Annotated in this window: 25 protein-coding genes; 14 read left to right on the forward strand and 11 right to left on the reverse strand. The window is 41.8% G+C overall.

Going from position 1 to position 22394, the window contains the following annotated elements; genetic code table 11:
- Window positions 1-28 precede the first annotated feature (28 nt).
- The 8 genes from Q4591_RS17135 to ybaK all read left to right on the forward strand — a co-directional run bounded on the left by Q4591_RS17135 (window position 29) and on the right by ybaK (window position 5918).
- Window positions 29-877: an adenosylcobinamide-GDP ribazoletransferase gene (locus tag Q4591_RS17135; RefSeq protein WP_102476302.1), complete on the forward strand. Its 849-nt coding sequence runs from the start codon at window positions 29-31 to the stop codon at window positions 875-877.
- Window positions 878-930: 53 nt separating this feature from the next.
- On the forward strand, window positions 931-1482 hold the full coding sequence (cobU, locus tag Q4591_RS17140) for a bifunctional adenosylcobinamide kinase/adenosylcobinamide-phosphate guanylyltransferase (RefSeq protein ID WP_303462080.1): 552 nt from the start codon (window positions 931-933) through the stop codon (window positions 1480-1482).
- Between the two features lie 212 nt (window positions 1483-1694).
- Complete coding sequence (locus tag Q4591_RS17145) at window positions 1695-3215, forward strand: cobyric acid synthase (RefSeq protein ID WP_303462109.1); 1521 nt, start codon at window positions 1695-1697, stop codon at window positions 3213-3215.
- On the forward strand, window positions 3212-3859 hold the full coding sequence (gene cobO, locus Q4591_RS17150) for a cob(I)yrinic acid a,c-diamide adenosyltransferase (RefSeq protein ID WP_303462082.1): 648 nt from the start codon (window positions 3212-3214) through the stop codon (window positions 3857-3859). The genes Q4591_RS17145 and cobO overlap by 4 nt, the downstream gene beginning before the upstream one ends.
- Window positions 3860-3949: 90 nt before the next feature.
- Window positions 3950-4189 carry a hypothetical protein gene (locus tag Q4591_RS17155; RefSeq protein ID WP_198589317.1) on the forward strand — a complete coding sequence of 80 codons (240 nt, stop codon included), beginning with the start codon at window positions 3950-3952 and terminating at the stop codon, window positions 4187-4189.
- 63 nt (window positions 4190-4252) lie between these two features.
- On the forward strand, window positions 4253-4978 hold the full coding sequence (locus tag Q4591_RS17160) for a Type 1 glutamine amidotransferase-like domain-containing protein (protein WP_303462083.1): 726 nt from the start codon (window positions 4253-4255) through the stop codon (window positions 4976-4978).
- Between the two features lies 1 nt (window position 4979).
- On the forward strand, window positions 4980-5399 hold the full coding sequence (locus Q4591_RS17165) for a VOC family protein (protein ID WP_102438662.1): 420 nt from the start codon (window positions 4980-4982) through the stop codon (window positions 5397-5399).
- Between the two features lie 48 nt (window positions 5400-5447).
- Window positions 5448-5918, forward strand: a complete 471-nt coding sequence (gene ybaK / locus Q4591_RS17170) for a Cys-tRNA(Pro) deacylase (protein ID WP_303462085.1) — start codon at window positions 5448-5450, stop codon at window positions 5916-5918.
- A gap of 252 nt (window positions 5919-6170) precedes the next feature.
- Here ybaK and Q4591_RS17175 read toward each other — a convergent pair whose 3' ends face one another.
- The 11 genes from Q4591_RS17175 to Q4591_RS17225 form a co-directional block, all read right to left on the reverse strand.
- Window positions 6171-7193: a DUF4339 domain-containing protein gene (locus Q4591_RS17175; protein ID WP_102476307.1), complete on the reverse strand. Its 1023-nt coding sequence runs from the start codon at window positions 7191-7193 to the stop codon at window positions 6171-6173.
- Between the two features lie 73 nt (window positions 7194-7266).
- On the reverse strand, window positions 7267-7686 hold the full coding sequence (locus tag Q4591_RS17180) for a DUF4339 domain-containing protein (protein ID WP_102438656.1): 420 nt from the start codon (window positions 7684-7686) through the stop codon (window positions 7267-7269).
- Between the two features lie 274 nt (window positions 7687-7960).
- On the reverse strand, window positions 7961-9724 hold the full coding sequence (locus tag Q4591_RS17185; RefSeq protein WP_303462087.1) for a pseudouridine synthase: 1764 nt from the start codon (window positions 9722-9724) through the stop codon (window positions 7961-7963).
- A gap of 25 nt (window positions 9725-9749) precedes the next feature.
- Complete coding sequence (gene bla / locus Q4591_RS17190; RefSeq protein ID WP_102438651.1) at window positions 9750-10517, reverse strand: subclass B1 metallo-beta-lactamase; 768 nt, start codon at window positions 10515-10517, stop codon at window positions 9750-9752.
- 354 nt (window positions 10518-10871) lie between these two features.
- A complete protein-coding gene (locus Q4591_RS17195; protein WP_102438649.1) occupies window positions 10872-11255 on the reverse strand; it encodes a VOC family protein in 384 nt (127 codons plus the stop codon).
- Window positions 11256-11379: 124 nt separating this feature from the next.
- A complete protein-coding gene (locus tag Q4591_RS17200; protein ID WP_303462089.1) occupies window positions 11380-12723 on the reverse strand; it encodes an AarF/ABC1/UbiB kinase family protein in 1344 nt (447 codons plus the stop codon).
- A gap of 140 nt (window positions 12724-12863) precedes the next feature.
- Entirely contained in the window at window positions 12864-13763 is a 900-nt protein-coding gene (locus Q4591_RS17205; RefSeq protein WP_303462091.1) for a hypothetical protein, read from the reverse strand.
- A 12-nt stretch (window positions 13764-13775) separates the two neighbouring features.
- Complete coding sequence (locus Q4591_RS17210; RefSeq protein WP_076541638.1) at window positions 13776-14534, reverse strand: hypothetical protein; 759 nt, start codon at window positions 14532-14534, stop codon at window positions 13776-13778.
- Entirely contained in the window at window positions 14534-15067 is a 534-nt protein-coding gene (locus tag Q4591_RS17215) for a hypothetical protein (RefSeq protein ID WP_076541640.1), read from the reverse strand. Before Q4591_RS17215 ends, Q4591_RS17210 begins: the two co-directional genes overlap by 1 nt.
- Window positions 15068-15074: 7 nt before the next feature.
- On the reverse strand, window positions 15075-15359 hold the full coding sequence (locus tag Q4591_RS17220; RefSeq protein ID WP_076541642.1) for a J domain-containing protein: 285 nt from the start codon (window positions 15357-15359) through the stop codon (window positions 15075-15077).
- A 349-nt stretch (window positions 15360-15708) separates the two neighbouring features.
- Window positions 15709-16251 carry a hydrolase gene (locus Q4591_RS17225; RefSeq protein WP_303462093.1) on the reverse strand — a complete coding sequence of 181 codons (543 nt, stop codon included), beginning with the start codon at window positions 16249-16251 and terminating at the stop codon, window positions 15709-15711.
- A gap of 153 nt (window positions 16252-16404) precedes the next feature.
- Here Q4591_RS17225 and Q4591_RS17230 point away from each other — a divergent pair, with 153 nt between their 5' ends.
- The 6 genes from Q4591_RS17230 (at window position 16405) to Q4591_RS17255 (ending at window position 22387) form a co-directional block, all read left to right on the forward strand.
- On the forward strand, window positions 16405-17442 hold the full coding sequence (locus tag Q4591_RS17230; RefSeq protein WP_102438640.1) for a DUF2235 domain-containing protein: 1038 nt from the start codon (window positions 16405-16407) through the stop codon (window positions 17440-17442).
- A 97-nt stretch (window positions 17443-17539) separates the two neighbouring features.
- Complete coding sequence (locus tag Q4591_RS17235; RefSeq protein WP_102520134.1) at window positions 17540-18388, forward strand: cobalamin-binding protein; 849 nt, start codon at window positions 17540-17542, stop codon at window positions 18386-18388.
- 257 nt (window positions 18389-18645) lie between these two features.
- The gene (locus Q4591_RS17240; RefSeq protein ID WP_303462111.1) at window positions 18646-19905 is read left to right on the forward strand and encodes an efflux RND transporter periplasmic adaptor subunit; all 1260 of its coding nucleotides are present in this window, start codon (window positions 18646-18648) and stop codon (window positions 19903-19905) included.
- A gap of 80 nt (window positions 19906-19985) precedes the next feature.
- Complete coding sequence (locus Q4591_RS17245) at window positions 19986-20219, forward strand: hypothetical protein (protein ID WP_102476312.1); 234 nt, start codon at window positions 19986-19988, stop codon at window positions 20217-20219.
- 104 nt (window positions 20220-20323) lie between these two features.
- A complete protein-coding gene (locus Q4591_RS17250; protein ID WP_102476313.1) occupies window positions 20324-21052 on the forward strand; it encodes an ABC transporter ATP-binding protein in 729 nt (242 codons plus the stop codon).
- 21 nt (window positions 21053-21073) lie between these two features.
- Window positions 21074-22387: an ABC transporter permease gene (locus Q4591_RS17255; protein ID WP_102531963.1), complete on the forward strand. Its 1314-nt coding sequence runs from the start codon at window positions 21074-21076 to the stop codon at window positions 22385-22387.
- Window positions 22388-22394: the final 7 nt, after the last annotated feature.

Here is a 22394-nt window from a genome sequence, read left to right on the forward strand (position 1 = left end):
GCTGTGATAGGCAATTAAAGGAAACGTCATGGAGCAACAGTCGTCATCTGAGGGGGCAAAAAATCAGTCTGATGAAACTGATTATCAAGCGCCTAAAAGTGGAAGTACACTAAAAAAACAACTGAATTTATTGCTTATTGCGTTAAGTTTCTTCACTCGAATCCCTGTGCCAGCTTGGGTTGAGTTTGACAGTGAAAAGCTTAATCAAGCTAGCCGTTATTTTGGCGTAATAGGGTTATTTGTTGGCAGCATAAGCGCAGCGGTGTTTTGGGTGAGTCAGTTTGTGTTGCCTAATGGGGTTGCGGTGATCTTGGCGATGATAACCGGCGTATTAGTCACAGGAGGCTTTCATGAAGATGGCCTTGCTGATACCGCTGATGGTTTTGGTGGTGGCTGGAAAGTTGCTGACAAGCTGCGCATCATGAAAGATTCAAGAATAGGCACTTATGGCACCTTAGCCTTAGTGCTTTGCCTATTATTAAAGTGGCAATTGTTAGTCGAAATTGCCCTTTATAGCCCGATTAATGCGGTCGTCGCCATTGTTGTTGCCCATGGTTTAAGCCGCGTGTTAGCAGGGAGCATTATCTTTTCAGGCCAATATGTTACTGAAGATGATGGCAGCAAATCAAAACCTCTGGCGCAGCATCAGCACATCAATGATTTATTGATTTTATGCTTAAGTGGCTTTGTGGTACTAGCCTGTTTAAACGGCGTAGTCGCCTTTGGGTTGTTATTGCTATTAGTGTTATTACGACAAGCCTTGATATGGGGCGGTAATCGTCAAATTGGCGGCTATACCGGTGACACGTTAGGCGCTGCACAACAGATTGCTGAACTACTGTGTTATGGCGCAATTTTAGTCATAGGGCTAAATTAAATTTTTGAAGTAAAAATTTTAGCTTAGATCAATGTTAATAAAGGAAAAACTGCATGATCCATCTGGTGCTTGGTGGTGCCCGTTCAGGTAAAAGCCGTTATGGTGAATCCCTTGCTGAGCCTTTCGCTTTGCAAGGGCATCGTTGCGTCTATATCGCCACCGCCACCGCACTTGATGATGAGATGAAGCAGCGAATTTTACGTCACCAACAAGACAGAGATAACTCAAATATTGATTGGCAGCTGGTTGAAACGCCGCTAGCCATTGCCCATACCTTAGTTAAATATGACTCCCCGAATACGGTATTGTTTGTCGATTGCCTCACGCTGTATTTAACTAATCATCTTGTGGCCAGTGAAGAGACCCACCGTGATGGTGTTGATGAATTATGGCAACAGCAAAAGCAGGCGTTATTGGCATGTTTACCCACTCTTGAAGCGCAGGTGATATTAATCAGCAATGAAGTGGGCTCAGGCATTGTGCCACTTGGAGAATTAAGCCGTCGTTTTGCTGATGAAGCCGGTTGGGTAAACCAAGCTATTGCTAAAATCGCTGACAAGGTCACCTTAGTGGTTGCAGGCTTACCCGTTGAGCTTAAACGCTAAACCTATGGCTAAGCTATATTCTTACAACAGCGATTGTATAAGCATGGTTAACACTGCCAATACCTCATTCACTTTCTCTAATGTCACGCCATAGCAGCTTAAATGACAGATAAAAATCAACCATGATGCAAATTAAAAACCAAACTAAAACTAGCACAAGCAATACGGGCAGTTCTGGCCATAGCTATCAAGCTGGAGCGGCTAAAACCTTAATGGTGCAAGGCACCACATCAGATGCGGGTAAAAGCACCCTAGTTGCGGGTCTTTGTCGGGTATTTGCTCGCCAAGGTACTAAGGTGGCGCCATTTAAACCACAAAATATGGCATTAAATAGCGCAGTTACCGCAGATGGCGGCGAAATTGGCCGCGCCCAAGCATTGCAAGCCGTGGCGTGTAAGCTTGCGCTGCATACGGATTTTAATCCAGTATTATTAAAGCCAAGTAGTGATACTGGCTCCCAAGTGATTATTCACGGTAAAGCCTTGACCACATTAGAGGCAAAAGCTTTTTTTGGCCCGGAAAGCCGTAACTATAAAACCCTCGCTATGGATGCGGTATTACAGTCTTTTGAGCGCTTGACCCAGCAATATCAGCTGGTGGTAGTTGAAGGGGCAGGTAGCCCTGCAGAAATCAATTTGCGCGAAGGGGATATCGCCAATATGGGCTTTGCTGAAGCGGTCGATTGCCCTGTCATTATTATTGCTGATATTGATAAAGGCGGCGTATTTGCCCACCTTGTGGGCACCTTGGCACTGCTCAGTGGATCTGAGCAACAAAGAGTTAAAGGCTTTGTGATTAATCGCTTTCGTGGCGATATTAGCCTATTACAATCTGGCATCGACTGGCTGGAAAACTACACCCAAAAACCGGTATTTGGGGTTTTGCCTTACTTACATGATTTACATTTAGATGCTGAAGATGCGCTGATTGACTCCCATGGGAAAGTCACAGGTTCGGAAAAGGACTTAGCCATTATCAATCATAAGCTCAAAGTGCTGGTGTTAGTTTTTCCAAGGATCAGTAATCATACCGACTTTGACCCTTTACGGTTGAATCCTTACATTGAGTTTCATTATCTTAGCCTGCAATCCCAATCCAGTAATCCAGATTTCCCCAAAGTGGATTTAATCATATTACCAGGCAGTAAAAATGTCAGAGCAGATTTAGAATTTATGCGTCAACAAGGCTGGGATCTTGAGGTTAATAAGCACTTACGTTATGGCGGTAAAGTCATAGGCATTTGTGGTGGTTATCAAATGTTAGGTCAATATATTCATGACCCCGATGCCATTGAAGATTTGGCAGGTAGCAGTAAAGGCTTAAGCTTACTGCCCATTGAAACCACACTGACGGCAGATAAAACCCTATGTAAAGTAAGTGGTCACTTAGCGCTTAATGAAGCTAAAGCAAGCATTGAAGGTTATGAAATTCACTGCGGCGTGACTCAAAAGCTAACTTCTGCAGATTTGCTAGCGCCTATCAGTCTCACATCACAGCAGAGTGATACGCAGTACGCAGAAGGCCTACTCAGTGATGATAACCAAATTTTGGCAACCTATGTTCATGGTTTATTTGATAGCCCAGATGCCTGTGAGCTTATATTGCAGTGGGCAGGGCTTGCTCAAGCCAAAAGCATTGATATAAACCAAATACGTGAACAACAATTAGAACGATTAGCTGATGTGCTTGAAGCGCATTTAGATATGGATAAATTAACAGGAAGTCTCTCATGAGTGATAATGAAAACCAAAACGAAAACCAGAGCCAAACCAGTAATATCGATGCCACTAAAGCCCAGCGTCATAAGGCGCGTCAGCAAAAAGTAAAACAAGGGGTTGATGCAAAAATTGCTGCCGCCCAAGATGAAAAAGGCATTTTGCTAGTGCTTACTGGTAACGGTAAAGGTAAATCGACTTCAGGTTTTGGCTCTGTTGCTCGCGCCGTCGGCCATGGACACAAAGCCGCAGTAGTGCAATTTATCAAAGGCACTTGGGCCTGTGGCGAGCGCAATCTGTTAGAAGGCGCAGGGGTTGAGTTTCATGTCATGGGCACAGGCTTTACTTGGGAAACCCAAGATAAAGAAAAAGACACTCAAGCGGCGATGGAAGCCTGGCTTGAAGCTGAAAAACTCTTACAAGATGAGTCAGTTAATTTAGTGCTATTAGATGAGTTAACTTATATGGTGAGCTATCACTACATAGAGGTTGAGCGGGTACTGAATGCGTTAAAAAATCGCCCAGCCATGCAACATGTTATCATTACCGGCCGTGCCTGCCATCGTGAAATCATTGAACTTGCCGATACAGTGTCCGAAGTTCAACCGATAAAACACGCTTTTAATGATGGCATTAAAGCGCAGCTAGGGTTTGATTATTAATCAAATTTATTTGTTGCTTTACCCTTGGTAACATTATGCAAGCCAAAGTGCTTAATACAACAGAATTTTAATAATTTAAAAAGAGAGATAATGATGAAAACAATGACCTGTAAACAGCTTGGTGGCGCTTGTGATGAAGTATTTCGCGCAGAGACATTCGAGCAAATGGTCGCGCAAAGTAAAATGCACGCTATGGCGATGTTTCAGCAGCAAGATGCCCCACACATGTTAGTGATGTCGCAAATGGCGCATTTGATGCAAGATCCTGCAGCGATGCAGCAGTTTATGGACGAGAAAAGACAGCAGTTTGATGCTTTAGCAGACGACTAAGCAGTCTAGCTATTCGGCAAAATGTGACATAAATGCAAAACAGTAAACGGAGTTACAAGATCAATGAAATTAGCATTATTAAGTGATGCAACATCAATAGCATCCCAGCAAGCGATAGCAGCTATGGTGGCGACATTGTCGATTGCTGAAAAGCAAGCTGGCGTAGTTTATATAGCATCTGAGCCAGATGCTCAGCGAAGCTATTTTGCGCCAGTAGCTGCCATGTTTAAGGGCCTTGGCTTTGACAAGGTTAACTATATTGATCTTGAAGATGGCTATACCACCGAGTCGGAACGTATTTTACGCCAAGCAGGGCTAATATATTTATCCGGTGGCGATACTTATCGTTTCCTATACTGGTTAAAGCAGCGTGGGCTAGATAAGTTACTCTATCAACTGGCACTGGGTGATATAAGTCAAGATAGCCCGGAAATTGATCGCCTTAGAATTGATCGTCCTGTAAAACACAGTGCAGGAACTAGTACTGCGATTATTGGGATCAGTGCTGGGGCGATGATAATGACGCCATCAATTGATACAGCGCATTTATGTGGTGATAGTAATCAAGTGGGATTAATTGATACCAGCGCTTTAGCCTTAGTGCCATTTTTATTTGTGCCGCACCTATCGGCCACAGAGATTAATGACGCACAAACGCAATCACTGTTTAAGTCGCTGCCATTAGCTAAACAGCAAGAATTGCTGTGTTGTTCAGATGATGATGCAATTGTGCTAGTCGATAAGCAATTGACTGAGTTTGGTGCACCAACGTGGATTAATCGGAGTTAATATGTCTGTTTCTAATGAGCCAAAACTCAGTCAAACTGGCCCTAAACTGACTCGGGTTGACCATATTCATATTTATGTCAGGGATAGGGCAAAGGCATTCGCTTGGTATCAACAAGTGCTGGGTTTTAGGCTGGTCGAAGCGTTAGCCTTTTGGAGTCAAGGCGACGGCCCGCTAACTATCGAGCATGGTGATATTCATTTAGCGCTTTTTGAAAGTATTAAGCCTAAATTTACCACAGTCGCTTTTGGGGTGGATGCTAATAATTACCAGATGTGGAAACAAAAACTTGCTGAGAATAAGATAAAATATACTGAAAGCGATCATGAAATTACCTGGTCAATTTACTTTGCAGATCCCGATGGCAATCCTTTTGAAATTACCAGTTTTGAATATCAACAAATCACAGATACTAACAGCTAAAAGATCACAGCATTAGGTGGTCTTATTTACGGATTTATTACAGACACTATGACCCCAGCGATTAACACCCTCAAAAAACATAAAACTCCTCACACTATCTATGAATATGAGCATGATAGTAATGCCCAGTCCTATGGTGATGAAGCGGTAGAAAAACTTGGCGTGTCAGCGAGCCAAGTGTTTAAGACTTTAGTGGTTACAATAGACAGCAAGGAATTGGCCGTTGCGGTTGTGCCCATGACATCAATGTTGAGCCTTAAATTACTTGCTAAAGCTCTTGGTGGTAAAAAAGCGGCGATGGCGGATAAAGGGCTAGCGGAAAAAACCACCGGTTATGTATTTGGTGGAGTGAGCCCATTAGGACAAAAACGGCGTTTAAAGACCGTGATAAATAGCTCTGCCAAGGAGCTTAATACCATGTACGTGAGCGCGGGTCGCAGGGGCTTAGAAATCTCATTGGCGCCAGCAGATTTGCAAACGCTAACTCAAGCAACCTTTGCCAACATATGCAGTGAGTAATATCCAAGCGACATTTACAAGGTGATTGCAGCAGTGAGCGGACATTTTTGTATTCGATTACAGTGATAATCATAGCAAATGTTCAACTCGGAAAGTTGAGTCGCTGAATACTGCATTGAGTCACCTCTGTTAAGACTATTCCAACGAACTCGATTCAATAAAAAACGGCCTATTTAATAAATAGGCCGTTTTGATATTCAATTCGGTGCAACTATCAGCAGTTAAGTATCATTACCTCAGTAGCTGTAAATGTTAAGAAGCAATGTAATGTGTACGTCTTCTACGACGTCTCATTCTGGCTTCTTTTTCATCTTCAGTTTCTACAACTTCTTCTTTTTTATCAGTAGCTTTCTTATCATTGCTGTTAGCATTCGTTGATTTCACCAGCTGATCTGCATCATCCGGCGTTTCTGACTTTTTTGGCGGTGTCTTAGGATCCCCCTTGAAGACAGATTTGAAGATATTACTCACGCCAGATAGACCAGCCGCTTTTTCTTCAGCTTCAGATTGAGTATCTTCAGCGATGTCTTCAGAGAATTCTATTTTATCAATTTTTGCTTTAGCTTTTTTAGGTGCTACGGCAACAGGATCTAACGATTTCTTCGCTGTCAGTTCTGAGTTGTTGACGTCTTCTACTGCTGACATCATGCTTTCAGCAAGTGCTTTTTGAATTTGATCACTGATTGCAGAGACATTATCAACAGATAAAGCTGCCGAACTTACTGCAGCATCTTTAGCTACAGGAGCTGCGGTAACGGCTTTAGTATCGGTGCCGCTTTCAGCAAGCCGTTTGTTGACTCGTTGATTAAATTCAGTAACAGCTTCATTAACTTCAGTTTTAGCAATTGATAACGCACTAACTAATTCGTCAAATGAGTTTTGTAGCGAATTATATTTGTTTTCAAAAGGACTAATATTATTTTTAACTTCATCATTTAGATTATTCGTTAATTTTTTATAATTAGTAATTTCTTGCTCAAACTCAAGCAGGTAGGCCTTGGTAGAAATAACGCTTTCTTCCATGCTAAGTATTTTTGCTTGTAATGCTTTATCTTTAGCTGCAAATTCGGCGATTAATGCTTGAGGTATTTCAGCTGGTGGTGTCACTGCTGGAACAAAGGCGGCAAATTCGGGAATGCTGCTTGCAGGTTTCCATTGAGTGAATGATGGGTGCCATCCATAACAGTTACCATCACTGAGTAAAAATTCTTTTGCTTCAACTTCTGTAAATGGCCCAGTTATTTTGCCATTTTTGGAAAAAAACCATTTTTTCATAATCGTATTCTTAATGTTTTAGTTATAAACAAATGTTATATGCAAATCAGAGTAATAAGGTTTCTTTACTCAATCAGTTAACACCAGCAAGAGTCTTCTGTAATGCAGCATATTGCTCATTAACGCTTTTTAACGTTGCTTCTACTTTATCGTTTAAATCTTTGGTGGTTTGTTTAAAGCGATTGGTGTCGCGATCAATATCTGCCATTGAACTACTGATAGTTTGAATCGTATTATCTATTCGGCCTAGCGCAGCATTTAGCTCACGCTCTTTAGCTGTGAAATGCTCTATCAGTTGTTGCGGGATTTCCGCCGGTGCAGGTGGTGGAGAGCCAATAACATCGAACTCTTCTATATCACTTACAGGAACCCACTGCGCATAAGAAGGATGCCAAGCATAAACATTTGGATTTGACGCAATAAACTTATTTGATTCTGCCAGCCTTAATGGTCCGCTGATCTCACCATTATTTGAGAAATACCACTCTTTCATAGTCCACTTTTTTCCTTAAATAGTGCAGTAAGCCAAAGTTTTATTAATTTAATCAACAGCTTGTAGGAAGGCTAAAATTTATAACGTAGAAAACGTTAGCTTATTGGGTTGTTATCAATTAAATCGCATATCGTACGAACTTATTACATTAACTGATATTGATTAACATTTCCACTTGAAAATGGGGATTTTTAAGAGTTTTTATCAGTGCCAAATAGACAGAAAATTGACACTAATTCATTCAGTTGTTTAAAACTATTGTTTTATATTGTGATTATTCGAAGTCAGCATTAACTTCAAAGGTTATTCTGTGATTTGTATTAGGGTGAATAATCGACAGCAATTGAGCATGTAAATGCAGTCTTTGTGCATTTTTTCCATATAAATCATCGCCTAAAATTGGCATGTTCAAGCCTTTGGCGTGGGCGCAATGGACTCTTAATTGATGAGTTCTGCCTGTCTTGGGGAATAAGTGAATTAAGCAAGAGTTGTTTAATTCCTGTACTTTTTGCCAATGGGTTTGTGCATTTTTTCCGTGTAAATAACAGACAAGTTGCTTTGGTCTATCGTCTAAATCTACTCTTAATGGCAGTGTAATATCGCCGCGATCAAGCTGTGGGACCCCATCGATCTTAGCGATATAACGCTTGGTGACAGTACGACTGATAAATTGCTGCACTAAATGCTTATTGGCTTCTTTAGACAGCGCAATAACCATTAATCCTGAGGTCGACATATCTAGGCGATGTACTATGAGTGGCCCAGTGGCGTGGGGAAAAGCTTGCTTCATTCTGCTATATACTGAGTCGGTGATATTTTTACCAGGCACAGATAAAAACTCCGCTGGTTTATTCACGATCACAATATGATCGTCTTGGTAAACGATGGGAAGCTCGACCCCTTCAGCAGGGTTGCTAAGTAGTGGATTTTCATCAACCTGTAGGCCTTTAAGCATATGCCCTAAAATTGGGCGGCATTTTCCATGGCATGCAGGGTAATAGTTTTTATGCTGTTTAATTTCAGATTTGGGCGACATGCCCCACCAAAACTCAGCCATAGTGATAGGAGTGAAATTATGTTTAAAGGCATATTGTAGCAGTTTAGGCGCGGCGCACTCACCAGCTCCAGCAGGTGGTAAATGATTGGGCGCATCATTAAAAATCTTATTAAGATCACTACTCTCACCTAGGGCATTTAAAAACTGATAGTGGCTAAATAACTTATGCTGTAGCCCATTAGATAGCTGCTTTCTTTGTTGTTTAATAGCACTAATAGCTTGTTCTAATTCAGCTAATGGCTCAGCAACCAGTTTAGTTTGCCGCTCCCAATGCTCTTTAAGCTCTGCTAAGCAATATTTATCATTAACGCTTTGTCTGCTCATTTCAATTGATAAGGTTTTAAAGTCAGTTTCATTGAGACTTTGCGCTTGAGCCCGCTGAGCTTTGCGATACTTTCTGTTTTCGATCATTTGCGATCGCTGCGCCGCGATGGCATTTTCAGCTTGCTGCTGCGTTAACGCTAGTTTAGTGGTCAACTGCTGTAATAATGGATCGTTTTCTAACTCAACCAGCTGGGCATTGAGTTGATTGATTTCGATATTTTCTTGTTTGAAAAAACTATTTTTACTGAGCATATCAAATACTGGCGGCACGAATTGTGGCCATAGGTTTTTATCAGCTAATTTACCTGAAAAAGCAGCTAAAAAACCCAGTTGTCCCTGAGTATTTTTGACCACTAATACCCCAAACATTTTACCTATGGCAGGAAGGTGTTTTGATGCTTCTCTTCTAAGCAATGCTTCAGTTGGTGCTGACTGATCATGTTCTTTATCGGTAATGCCAAAATTATGCAGCCAATCTGTTTGTTGTTGTAAATGCTCTTGTAGCTGCTCGGCGGCGATAATCGCTAATGGGTGTGGCTGATAATAAAAGGGGAAAGTAAATTTTTCCGGCAATGTATATCCATCTACATTGGTGTTAAATGGCACAAAGCAGTGCTGGTTTGTAGTGGAATGGGTTGCGTTATTATCAGTTGGCATCTTCTACAGCTTCTTTTTCAATAAATTACTTTAAATGGTTACTAATCAGCTCTTGGGTGTGCTTGAGTAGTTCTAATCCGCCATTGTTGCCATGACCTGGTACCACAATGATTGCATCATTATAACGGCTTTTGGCTTTATCTAGGGTATTTGGCCACTCAGAAAGTGACGCTTGTGCAATATAGCCCATAGTTTTGCTAGCTTGACTTTTTATTAGGCATCCGCCGAATAGTAATTTCGACTCAGGCAGCCACACCACGAGGTTATCTTCTGTATGGCCTGCACCGAGATATTTTACTTCAATCTGCTTGTGGGCTAATTGCAACTTGTCGCCTGTAAAAGCCTGTTTTGCTAAAGGCTTATTATTGGCTTTTAAGTATGAATTGGTTAATTCAGAGGCGTTAGTATCAACCCCTATGGTATTTAAGTAGCCAATTCCGGCTGCGCGATCATCATGGGAATGAGTTGAAATACTCGCCCGCAGCGTAAAGCCTTGTTGCTTAATCCATCGCACCAGTTGAATGGTATCTTTTTCTGTCCATGGGGTATCAATCAAGTAGGCCTCTGAGCCATCGATAACCACTAAGCCATTAGCTGATACAAAGCCGTAATCTTGAGTTTGGAAGTAAGAGGTAAACTGAAATACATTGTCGATTAACGGCTTGACTGATAATTGGCCTTTTGTTGGTTCAAGCTGATTAGTGGCGCTTTTAAACTGTTCTTGGCTAGCGTGGGTGCTGGGCACTAACAGTAAAATATAAGCGAGGAATAATGCTATGGCCAATTTCATCATGCAGTCTCTGTCCAAGTGGTTACAGGCTAGAGTTTACCCTATTGCTATTAAGATGGTGCAGTCTATTAAGATAGTGCAGTCTATTAAGATAGTGTAGCCGCTTACTATTGTGGCTAATTTTACACAGGTAGCGCTTGAGGTTGATAGGCTTCAGTATGAGGGCCTTTGTTGAGCGGCATTATGAGCTATTTTGAGTGAGAAACTATTTGAGTTGCTGATGTCAGCCTTTGACAATTTAACAATCACATAGCGAGTATCAAGGCTATGTGATTGTTGGACTTTAAGTCATTTTTCAGTGTTTATCGTGCGGTAGAAATAACTTCAGTCGTTACTATTTTGTATTTACGACTGCGATTATTTTGGAAGTCGATGCAGTACACAAATTTTATTGCCATCAGGGTCGCGTAAATAGGCAAGGTACAAATTCATCGCAGGGTTTGAACGTACTCCAGGCGGTTCTTCACAAGGTGTGCCGCCATGAGCGGCGCCGACTTCATGCCATTTATCGCCCTGAGCAGCATCTTTAACACTAAAACCGATAGTGGTGCCGTTGCCGTGGGTTGCAGGTTCGCCATCGATGGGTTTAGTGATGGCAAAAATACCGCTTTCAGTGAAGTAAAAACAACGACCTTTATCATCGATGACCCCAGGTTCGTAACCTAAAACGGCGAAGGTGGCATCGTAAAATGCTTTTGATTTTTGTATATCGTTACTGCCGATCATGATGTGGCTGAACATGTCACTCTCCTTGTTGAATTATAAGGCGTTTATAAATTTTTTAATAAACGTCACTTTCTTATATGGGACTGTTTTATTATTAAACAAGCCTTTTGGCAATAAACGTCAGCGTTAAGTGCGAATGCTAGATGTTGTTTTGATGGCTTAAAAACAGCTGCCTGACATCAATTTTTGCTTTTATGCGAGAGGCAAGTAAGTAGATACCGGCTAACTTGCGATGGATAAAAATCGCATCGGTTGGCGGTGTGTGCCATTCATCTTGTTTGGTGCTCATGGCCTTGGCTGAGTCGGTAATGCGTTTAGCGAGATTACTATTGGCAAAATCATATTCCCCTTCACATCGTAATGGCTCACAGGCTTGATGGAAAATATCGACAATGACTTGTTGCTGCTCTGGGGTAATGTGTTTTTGAAAAAAACCAATTTGCGCTGCAGCCTGGGTCATGAGTGCGCTATCACTGGTCATAGCGCCTTGCATTAACATGTTATAGCCGCTGGATAAATCATCAGAAATGCTGCGGGTAGCACCAAAATCTAACAGCACAATTTTGTCAGGATCTGCTTGGTACATAAAGTTGGCAAAGTTGGGATCTGTTTGTACCAACTTAAAGGTAAACAGCTCATCTAAAAAAAGACTGAGTAACCGGGTGGCGACCTTATCGCGAATGCTTTGCGCCATATTGAGCACAGATTCTATTGGCACGCCTTCGATAAACTGCATCACTAAAATACTGTCGGTGCTAAGCTGCGAATAAACTCTTGGTACCACAAAGTGTGGCGTATCAGCGACCCAAGTGTAGTATTGCTGCAGTAAATTAGCTTCGTAGTGATAATCAGCTTCGTGGTGTAATTGTGCTTTAGCTTCAGTGAGTAACTTATCAAATTGCACATGGTCGGGCACTAACTGCGCCATTTTTAGCAGGCTCGCGACATTATCAATATCGCTGTCGATACTGTCTTTAATACCGGGATATTGAATTTTAACTGCTAGTTTTTCACCACTGTCTAGATAGGCTAAATGTACCTGACCAATAGAGGCGGCTGCAAAAGGGCGTAATTCAAATTGGGCAAAAGGAGCTAACCAATCTTGTCCCCATTGTTGTTTGAGGATCGCAACCAGTTGTTTATGGGGCATGGCTTTAGCATCATCGCGGAGTTTCGCTAAGATGTCACTGATTTCTGGAGGCAGTAAATCACCACTATCCATAGAGATCATCTGACCCACTTTCATGGCCGCGCCACGAAGTTGAGCGAGCTTTTCAGCCACTTGAGTCATATTCTTGGGAGTAAGTACCAACTGTTGCAACTGAGGTGATTGACCTTTACTGAGCTGTTTGGCGCCTTCAAACAGTACGTTGCCAGCAACCCTTGATGCTAATGAGCCCATTTTACCTAAACGAGATAAACGACTACTGGGGATCTTGGCTACACTGCTCGCGCTATTTCTGTCAGTAACATCTCTATTCATGGGCAACTCCGGTACTTGCTCGCGTTATACTGAGTTAGATAATACGTTGGAAATTTATATTCAGATCAGAAGTTTAAAGCATAAAAAAAGGGTAATGTTATTACCCTTTAATATTGCGCTATTTAGTGTCTTTGGTGTCACTAAAACTCAAAGGTGTCTTGCCAACCGAGTAACACACTTTGTAGGCCATGTTTTTGCTCGTAACGCTCAAGCTTTTCAGGACTGGCATCACCAAGGGCAAGTTCTCGGTATTTCTTGGCAAACTTAAGCGTTCGCAATAACTCTTGGTAAAAATGTTTACCTAAGTCTTGGCGAATGGCCTCTGCTAATGAATCTGGTAACAGTTTCAACGCGCGGTCGGTATGAATTTGAATCACTTCAACACTAAACCACTTATCGTCTAACGCAATTTTACGCAGGCGCTTTTTCATGTCTTCACGTACACGAGCATCATCAAACATCATGCGATAAAGCACGGCTTCAGCCAGCACGCTTTCAAGCCCAAGACTAAATAATGGATCGAGTTCAGTTTTAGCGTAAAAGGTTTCAAGCAATACTTTCGTGGCTTCTTGACTTCTGTGGTCAGTAAGCGCTTTTTGATAATCTTGCCAACCTAGCCACTCATCTGTATCTGGCGGGGTCGAGATTTTTTCCATGAGTATTGGATTGATATCACCATAGAGTGATTTTTCACTGCCATGCATATGCTTACTCACAGTGGTCAACATGCTCCAGCCTTTTTGAAAGCATTTCATTATGCCATCAGGGGTTTTCAGCAAGTTGATTGAGCCAACGGGTTCGTGACCGGTTAGTGCAATAAGCCCTAGGCTAACCACGCCAATGACATCATGGGCTGCTTGCTCCAGCAAATGCATTTTGTGCTTGTTATAAAACTTATCAGCAAGTTTAAGACTCATTAAAATCGCTTTCGATTTTATTTGGGTGACATGCTCATCGGTTAATAGTGCTTCACGGCGGCCATACTCAAGTACCCGACTAAAGTATGGGCTTTGATTGTTATCACGTAATGCTAACTGCATTAACTGGTTTCCTTAATCAAGAAAAGTAAACATATCATCGACTTCAGCGTACTCATCAGCCACTTGGTTTTTATCTTTTGCTTGTAACACCAGCTCATTAACGAATTTACCGATGATTTGTTCCCAACCAGAACTTTCATTACGCAGCAGATTTTTAATCGACTTGGCCACTTCAGGCGCAATTTGTTGAATTAATGCCAATAGGCTGCGGGGATCATCCATCGCTAGGCTATGGGCTTCTTCATCTGCTTGCCAGTTGCTATAACCCACTGTTTCACCATCATCTTCGTCATCATATGAGTCAAAAATAGTGTTGTGGTCTTGCTCGGCTGATGGCGCCAAAATCAACTCAATAAACGGAATTGATAAATAAAACAGCCCAGCAGGATCTTCTGCAATACACTCTAAAATGGCGGCTTGTTTTTCTTCAGTGCCCTGAATACGAATAAGGTAGGTTAAAAACTCAAAGGTATGATGCATTAATTCATCAACATTGGTTTTAATTTGCTCTTCCCAATACAAAGGTTGCTGACACACTATGTCGCGGATTTGCTCTGGGGTCATCAGCTCAGACATGATCGACGGACAAGAAATATCATGATGACTGTTGATTTGAGTTAAGGTAACGATATCCATATGCTCAATGACATCAACAAGCTGCTCATCATTCATTGTGTTAGCAATGATTTCGAAGCGCTTACTGGCTTGTTGTGGCTCAACATCAGCGAGATCTTTAATCTCAGCAGCAGTGATTTCAATAAGATTGTTCATTAACGCTCCTCTTCATCATATTGGTCGTAATAGCCTTCTTCATCTTCGCTTTGGCTGTCGTCATCATTATTATATGGGTCATAACCATCGTCGCTATTGCCACCTTCAGATGAAGCAAAAGACTTACTTGGTGCAACCACGTTATCTTGAGTATTAAGCAGATAAACCACGGCGCAGCTTTCAATTAACAGTTCTTCAGAATATTTACGTACTGCAAGGACTAATGGCACATCGGCATTGTTGAACTGCACCGTGACTTTAAACTCGTCCCATGTTGGCAATACCGCATTATCAATCCAGCCTGCCCATTTCATTTTGGCTTCGTCAGAAAAACGAATGCGATTAAATAAGGCAACCGGTAAATACTCGGGTACCGCAGCTAGCATCGACGGATCGGCTAATAAAATCTCTTTCATTGAGTTGGTGAATTTTGCTAATGCATCAGGGGTATCGGGGTCGTTGTACGATTCGATATTGTCATAGGCATTATTTTTTAACTCATTGATGCGTGAGATATTAAGTGTTTGGCTCATGGGTTTCTCAAGAATAAAATTGGTCCCACAGCTCGGTCATTGCCGCTGTAGGATTGGTCACGATGACATTATTAAAATCTTTAATAAATGCAGTTCTTAATTTTTTATCAGATAAAACATCATAGGCATTTTTAACCCTTTGTAGCTGCTCTGCAGCTTGATGCTTTTCTTCTTCAGATGCGTTAAGCAGTTTATCGGGGTGCAGCTTATTTGATAAACGTTTATAGGCTTTTTTTATTTCGTCTTCTTTGGCACTGGCTTTAACACCGAGGACGGTGAAGTGGTTAATCATATTTTTACCTGTGGCGAATGAACTTGGATAGCGAGTGCTAATCCATTAAATTATGATTATTTGGTTGCAAATAATAACAGAAATACTGTGTTTCCCATAAAACTATCAGTAAGTTTAGCTTAATACAAAATACACAGGTTAGATTTACAGCAATTTATTGACAATCTTGGGAGGATAAATCGAGAAACTAAGTTTGCATGCAGCAGTGTTTAGCGCAAGAAATGCGATTATTTAAGCCCAAATCATGCCCAATGATAAAGGTTACATGGGATTAAATATGACATCTAAAAAGCCATTTGCTTGGTATCAAAGCGCTAACAATCATCCATAAGGCTTTAATTTAGAATTGCTATTTGATCAACTTAAGTAATGATTTAAAGCGCTCGCCTGTCGCTTGATGTTGCAATTCAAATAAACAAGATTCAGTGTTAGTGAGTTTAGCGCCTAGGGCTTGCATCATTTCAATGCCTAAGGCTCTATTGGCCTCAATGCGCGATGACATCGCATCGGCAACTAAATGCACATGGTAACGATTAGCCAACAAATCCTGACAGGTTTGATAAACACATACATGGGTTTCAATGCCCGAGAGAATAATCTGATTGCGATTTAAGCGCGTTAACTGCTGCTGAAACTCCTGGCACTGCCATGCGCTAAAGTGAGATTTAGCAATCACTTGGGTAGTTTTAGATAAATGCTCGCTCAATTGCGCTGAGGTCGGACCTAATTTATCGGGCAGTTGTTCTAGCCATAAAATTGGAATATCAAATAATTGCGCCCCTTGGATCAAGATAGCGAGCTGATGATGCAGCGCCGAAGATTGCTGCATTACCTGTGCAAGTTTACCTTGCACATCCACAATCACCAGTACAGATTGATCCGCAGTTAACATAAAAACTCCTTTGTTTATGGCTCAATAACTGAGTTAGAGTAAACCCTGTTAGGGCGGGCTGACTATAGTCTAAAGGTCGAAGCTTTATCTGCTAGCAAGGATTGATACTATTTTATTACTTAGCACTTATTGCTGTAATTCAAGGAAGATATAATGAAAAAACGTATTGTTATTTGTGCCGATGGCACCTGGAACCGCCCAGAGAAAGACCTTAAAAAAGACTTTCCCACCAATGTGCTACGTATTGCCAGAGGCATTAAGCCCATTGCCGATGATGGAGTGGCGCAACAGGTGTTTTACGATTGGGGCGTCGGCTCATATTATGACTCAGTATCTGGCGGCATAACGGGCAGTGGTGTTCAAAAGAACATTATGGATTGTTATCGCTATATCGTACAAAACTACCACGAAGGCGATGAAATATATCTGTTTGGTTTTAGCCGCGGCGCTTATACCGTGCGCAGTTTATGCGGCTTAATTAATAACTGCGGCATTCTAAAGCGCCCCGATGCCAATCAAATTCAAGCGGCGTTTGAGCACTATAAATCCAAATCAAAACCCTATAAGCCTGATGGCGCAAAATCCATCGCTTTTCGTGAGCAATACAGTTACCCATCAAGGCAGGTCAAATTTGTTGGGGTGTGGGATACCGTCGGCGCCATGGGAATTCCATTCTCATTTTTAGGCTTATTTGAAGATAAAGATGAGTTTTACGACACTAAGCTTGGGCGTAATGTTAGCGTAGCGCGCCATGCTTTGGCCATTGATGAAGTGCGTGACGACTTTAGACCCACCATTTGGCAGCCTCGCAGCAACATGAATATTCAACAAGTGTGGTTTGCAGGGGTGCACAGTAATATAGGCGGCAGTTATAAGCCTGATGATGATCAGAGCTGTTTATCGGATATCGCGCTTAAATGGATGATGCAACAAGCCAGTGAATTTGACTTAGCATTTGAGACCCATTTGCATGACAGTTTGCGCCCTAATCCTATGGCGACCAAGCATAAGTCTAAAAAGCATGTGTATCGTATTCGTGGTGAATATCATCGCCCGCTAACTGACTGCGAGAAACCTATTTGGATACATCAATCAGTGAAACAAAGATGGGATGCTGACATGAAATATAGACCTAAAAACTTACAAGCTTACATCGATACTCACGGTTGGCCTGATACACTCATTGAGTAGCTCATTGACTGAGTTGTTTGAAGTAATAGTCGGTTGCAGATAGAGTCTGGGATAGCATTGACCCAATAACCCCAGTGTAATTTTTCAAAGGAAAAGCATGTTGTCACGAATTTCCATCAGTATCTTTTTTATCATCACCACTGTGGTAAGTCCTTTTTTAGACGCTAAGACAAAAGAAGCCGAACCCGCTAAACGTATCATAGCGCTTTCGCCCCACGCGGTTGAAATGCTCTATGCCATCGGTGCTGGCGAGTCTATTGTTGCCACTACTGATCATACTGATTTTCCAGAGGCAGCAAAGTCTATTCCCAGTATCGGTGGTTACTACGGTATTCAAATTGAGCGAGTGTTAGAGCTAAACCCTGACTTAATCGTGGTGTGGAATAGCGGCAATAAAATGGACGATATCACCCAGCTAACTCAGCTAGGCTTTAAGGTGTTTAATAGCGATCCTAAAAGCCTTGATGATGTAGCCAATGAATTAGAACAATTGGGTGAGCTTACGGGTAATCAAGATAAAGCGGCTAAAGTCGCAGCAAACTATCGTCAGCAGCTAACGGATATCCGCGCTGAAAATCAATTAAAGTCGCCAGTAAAAGTGTTTTACCAGTTGTGGTCAACGCCGTTAATGACAGTATCTAAAGGCAGTTGGATAGAGCATATTATCGAAGCTTGTCATGGTGAAAATGTTTTTATCGATGCAGCCAGTGAATACCCGCAAGTAAGCGTTGAGAATGTATTGCTCACCATGGCAGAAGTGATTTTACAAAGCCAAGATGAGGGCAACGTTATTGGTGTTGATTGGTCACAGTGGCCAGAATTACCCGCAGTTAAAAATCAGCATATCTATCAACTCAATGCAGATGTACTGCATCGCGCCTCCCCACGGGCTATTTTAGGTGTTGAAGCCTTGTGTAGTGCATTGGATAAGGTGCGTCAGCCCTAAAGCGGCTTGAATTAAGCAGTTCAATATAGATTGCCCAAAAGTGTCCGCGCGGACACTTTTTTTGTTTTCGGACACTTCTCATTTTAATGCGGACACTTTACAGGGTGTCCGCGGACACTTTCGATTGTTGGTCGTATAATTAAAATATCTTAAGTATCTAATTAATATCATTATTTAATTTATGGCACAGCCTGTGCTATACCCAATGCAATATGATTGATAAATGCAGCAGCATTGAGCGCATTCTAGGATTAATGATGATTAAAGATACCAGCGGACAAGATAAGGTTATTCAGCCAAAGCTAACCAATAAGCTAAAAATGCCATTAGTGATTGGTACCCTTGGCTTGTTGATGAGTGCGTTGGTGTGGGTAAGCTTAGGACATGACAATAATATTCGCTCAATTGATTCAACGGATTTAAGGCTAGCGACACTGACTCGCGGCACTTTGGTTCGTGATATTGCCACCACCGGTAAAATCGTTGCTGCTAATGCACCTGTTTTATATAGCACTGAACAAGGTGTGGTGACTATGCTGAGCCAACCTGGCGATATCGTTGAACTTGGTCAAGTGGTTGCTCAAATAGAAAGCCCTAAGTTACAAAATTCTTATGAGCAGCAGCAATCATTGTATGGGGCAATGGAAAGTAATTTAGAACGGGCCAAGTTAGATGCTCGCCGAGAACAACTCAGAGTTAGCCAAGTGTTAGACATGGCCAAAGTGGACTTAGAGGCGGCAGATCGTGAAAGTCGCCGCGGCGATCAACTGATTGAAAGCCGTTTGATAAGTCGAATCGATTTTGAAAAGGGTAAGGATGATCTGCACAAAGCAAAATTGCTGCATCAACATGCCATTGCCGAAGTTGACTTAATGGGCGATACCTTAGCATTTGAGCTTAAAAATCGTGCCGAAGAAGTGTCTAGACAAGCGTTAGTGGTCAAGGAGTTAGCCCGTCAACTTGGTGCGCTTAACATTAAAGCCCCAGTGAAAGGCATTATTGGTAACTGGCTGGTGGAGCAAAAAGCCCGTATTGGTGCCAGCCAACCTATTTTAACCGTGGTGGATTTAAGTGCCTTTGAAGCAGAGCTCGCCGTACCTGAATCTTATGCTGATGACTTAGGTATCGGCATGGATGTAGAGCTGAGCTTTGGCAATATCAATGTCATGGGGCAATTGTCCTCAATCTCACCAGAAGTGCGTAACCGTGAAGTCACTGCCAGAGTTCGCTTTGATGCTGATGAGCAATTGTCATTACGTCAAAATCAGCGCTTATCGGCTCGAGTATTACTGGAAAACCGCCCCAATGTATTAATGGTTAAGCGCGGCGACTTTTTAAATCGCGGTGGCTCAACAGCTTATTTATTGACTGATGATATAGCCCAAAAGACGGCCGTGACTTTAGGTGTGAGAAGTATGAGTCAGGTGGAAGTGATTGAAGGCGGTAAAGAAGGTGATGTGTGGGTTATTTCAGGCACCGAAGCTTTTAGTAACGATGACACTATTCAGCTTAGATAAGCTCAAATTAGATAATCAGAATTTATAAAAACTTAAATTTTATCCAACAAATTTAATCCAAGCTCGGTAAGGATACGACCATGAAAAAATTACAAACTAGACCCTTTATTAGCGTGATGGCTTTGATGCTTTTAAGTTTAGCGGTGAGTTATCGTATAGATGCCAGCCTAGACTGGTTGTCATTCACTTTTCAGCTCATTGATTTAACCGCTCAAGTGTCAGATAGCGCGACTGAAGCGGTTCAGAATGACTTAGTTAACGCCTTCATCAAGCTCGACATCTCCTCAGTATTACAGATAGTGGTGATTTTTTAACGCCTATTCAATCATGCCATATCGATCATATATGGAAGGTTAAACAAATTAATTGAACTTGAAGTGGTATGAAATACCGCCGAGTTAAACAAGGAAATACAACAATGTTATCAATGAAAAATATTAGCAAAGTATTTAAAACGGACTTAGTCGAAACCCATGCATTACGGGAGTTTAACCTTGAAGTGGCAGAAGGGGAGTTTGTTGCTGTAACAGGGCCATCAGGTTCAGGTAAAACCACCTTTTTGAATATTGCCGGTTTGCTTGAAGGTTTTACTGACGGCGAATATCACCTTGATGGCGTCAATGTATCAAACCTTAATGACAATAAAAGTGCCCAAGTTCGCAATGAAAAAATTGGTTTCATTTTCCAAGGTTTTAACCTTATTCCAGATTTGAATTTAGCTGAAAATGTTGAAGTGCCACTGCGCTATCGTGGCTTTAATAAGGCTGAGCGCAAGCGCCGTGTGGAATCAGCATTAGAACAAGTCGGTCTTGCTGCCAGAATGAAGCATTTACCGACGCAACTATCCGGCGGGCAACAGCAACGAGTTGCTATTGCTCGAGCGCTGGCTGGTGAACCTCGTTTTTTACTTGCCGATGAGCCAACGGGTAATTTAGACAGCTTAATGGCGCGCCAAGTGATGGAATTATTAGAAAATATTAATCAGTCAGGGACCACCATTATTATGGTAACCCATGATGCCGAACTTGCTCGCCGCGCTCAGCGCAATATCCAAATTGTCGATGGTCAGGTTTGTGATTTTTCGATGTATCAACAAGCTGACCACAGTGTGGTAGCCGACTTACAAAAAGTCGCTAACGGCGCTTAATGACCGAGTAGGAGAGTCACTATGTTTTTATACTATTGCGATCTTGCTTGGCGCAGCATCAAGAAAACACCCATGTTGTCATTGCTAATGATATTAGCAATATCCATAGGTATTGGCATTACTATCACCACCTTAAATGTTTATAAAACCATGTCTTATAACCCGGCGGGTGATCGTAGTGATCAAATCAATTCGGTGCAGTTGTGGAGCCAAGGATTAGATTCATGGGATGAGTTCATGTCAAACATCACCTACACGGATGTAATTAACCTTAGAAATCATAATGATCTAAAGCTTAAAGCCGCTTCTTATCGAACGGGACTGGCCATGCAGTCTGATGATCCTAAAAAAGAGCCGACTTTAGAAAGTGTTCGAGTGATTGATGGCGATTTTTTTACCATTTTTGAAGTGCCATTCCTATACGGTGAGCGATGGGATAAAAGTGTTGATTCTCTGCCAGCGTATCAAGTGGTGATTAGTGAAAAACTTAATACTACTTTTTTTGATGGTGAGAATAGTATTGGTAAAACAATTTATTTAAACCGTAAACCATATCAAATTGTTGGGGTGATAAAGGATTGGAATCCACAACCTAAATACTATGATCCTACCAATGGTGGTTTTAATGATGCAGAGAATATATTTATTCCCTTCTCATTAACCGAACAAGAAGAATTTGATGTTTGGGGTAATACCCAAGGATGGCAGTTTGAACCGATGTTGACCCACCAAGATAGATTGAATTCTGAGAAAGTTTGGATTCAATTCTGGACACTATTAGATACAGAAGCTGATAAGCAACAGTTACAAACGTGGTTAACGCAATATGTTGAACAGCAACGCAGCTTTGGCCGCTTTACTGATACGGCTAAAACAGCCAAAGAAGCTGTACAGATAAGTCATGTGGAGAAGTGGCTTGAGGACAATAATGTCGTACCGAGGGATAACAAAATCTTAGTGGGATTGAGTGTATTGTTTCTGACGGTGTGCTTAGTCAATATTCTTGGATTATTGCTGACAAAGTTTTTAAAGCGTGCGCCAGAAGTCGGTGTTCGCCGTGCTATTGGTGCTAGCCGTGGGCAAATATTCAGTCAATATATGGTTGAAGTTGGCATTATCGGTTTTATTGGTGGCGTGGTCGGGTTGTTATGGGCTTGGGGGGCACTAATCCTGCTTGAATCACAATTTAATGTCGATGCCAGCGTGGCAGGGCTTGATAGCAGTATGTGGATTATTACCCCATTAATTGCCATTTCAACCGCTGTGTTAGCGGGTGTTTATCCTGCTTGGGTGGTGTGCCGCACTAAACCAAGTGTGTATTTGAAAGCACAATAGCTAACCA

It is taken from the genome of Shewanella sp. 3_MG-2023 (assembly GCF_030548765.1).
Classification (GTDB): domain Bacteria; phylum Pseudomonadota; class Gammaproteobacteria; order Enterobacterales; family Shewanellaceae; genus Shewanella.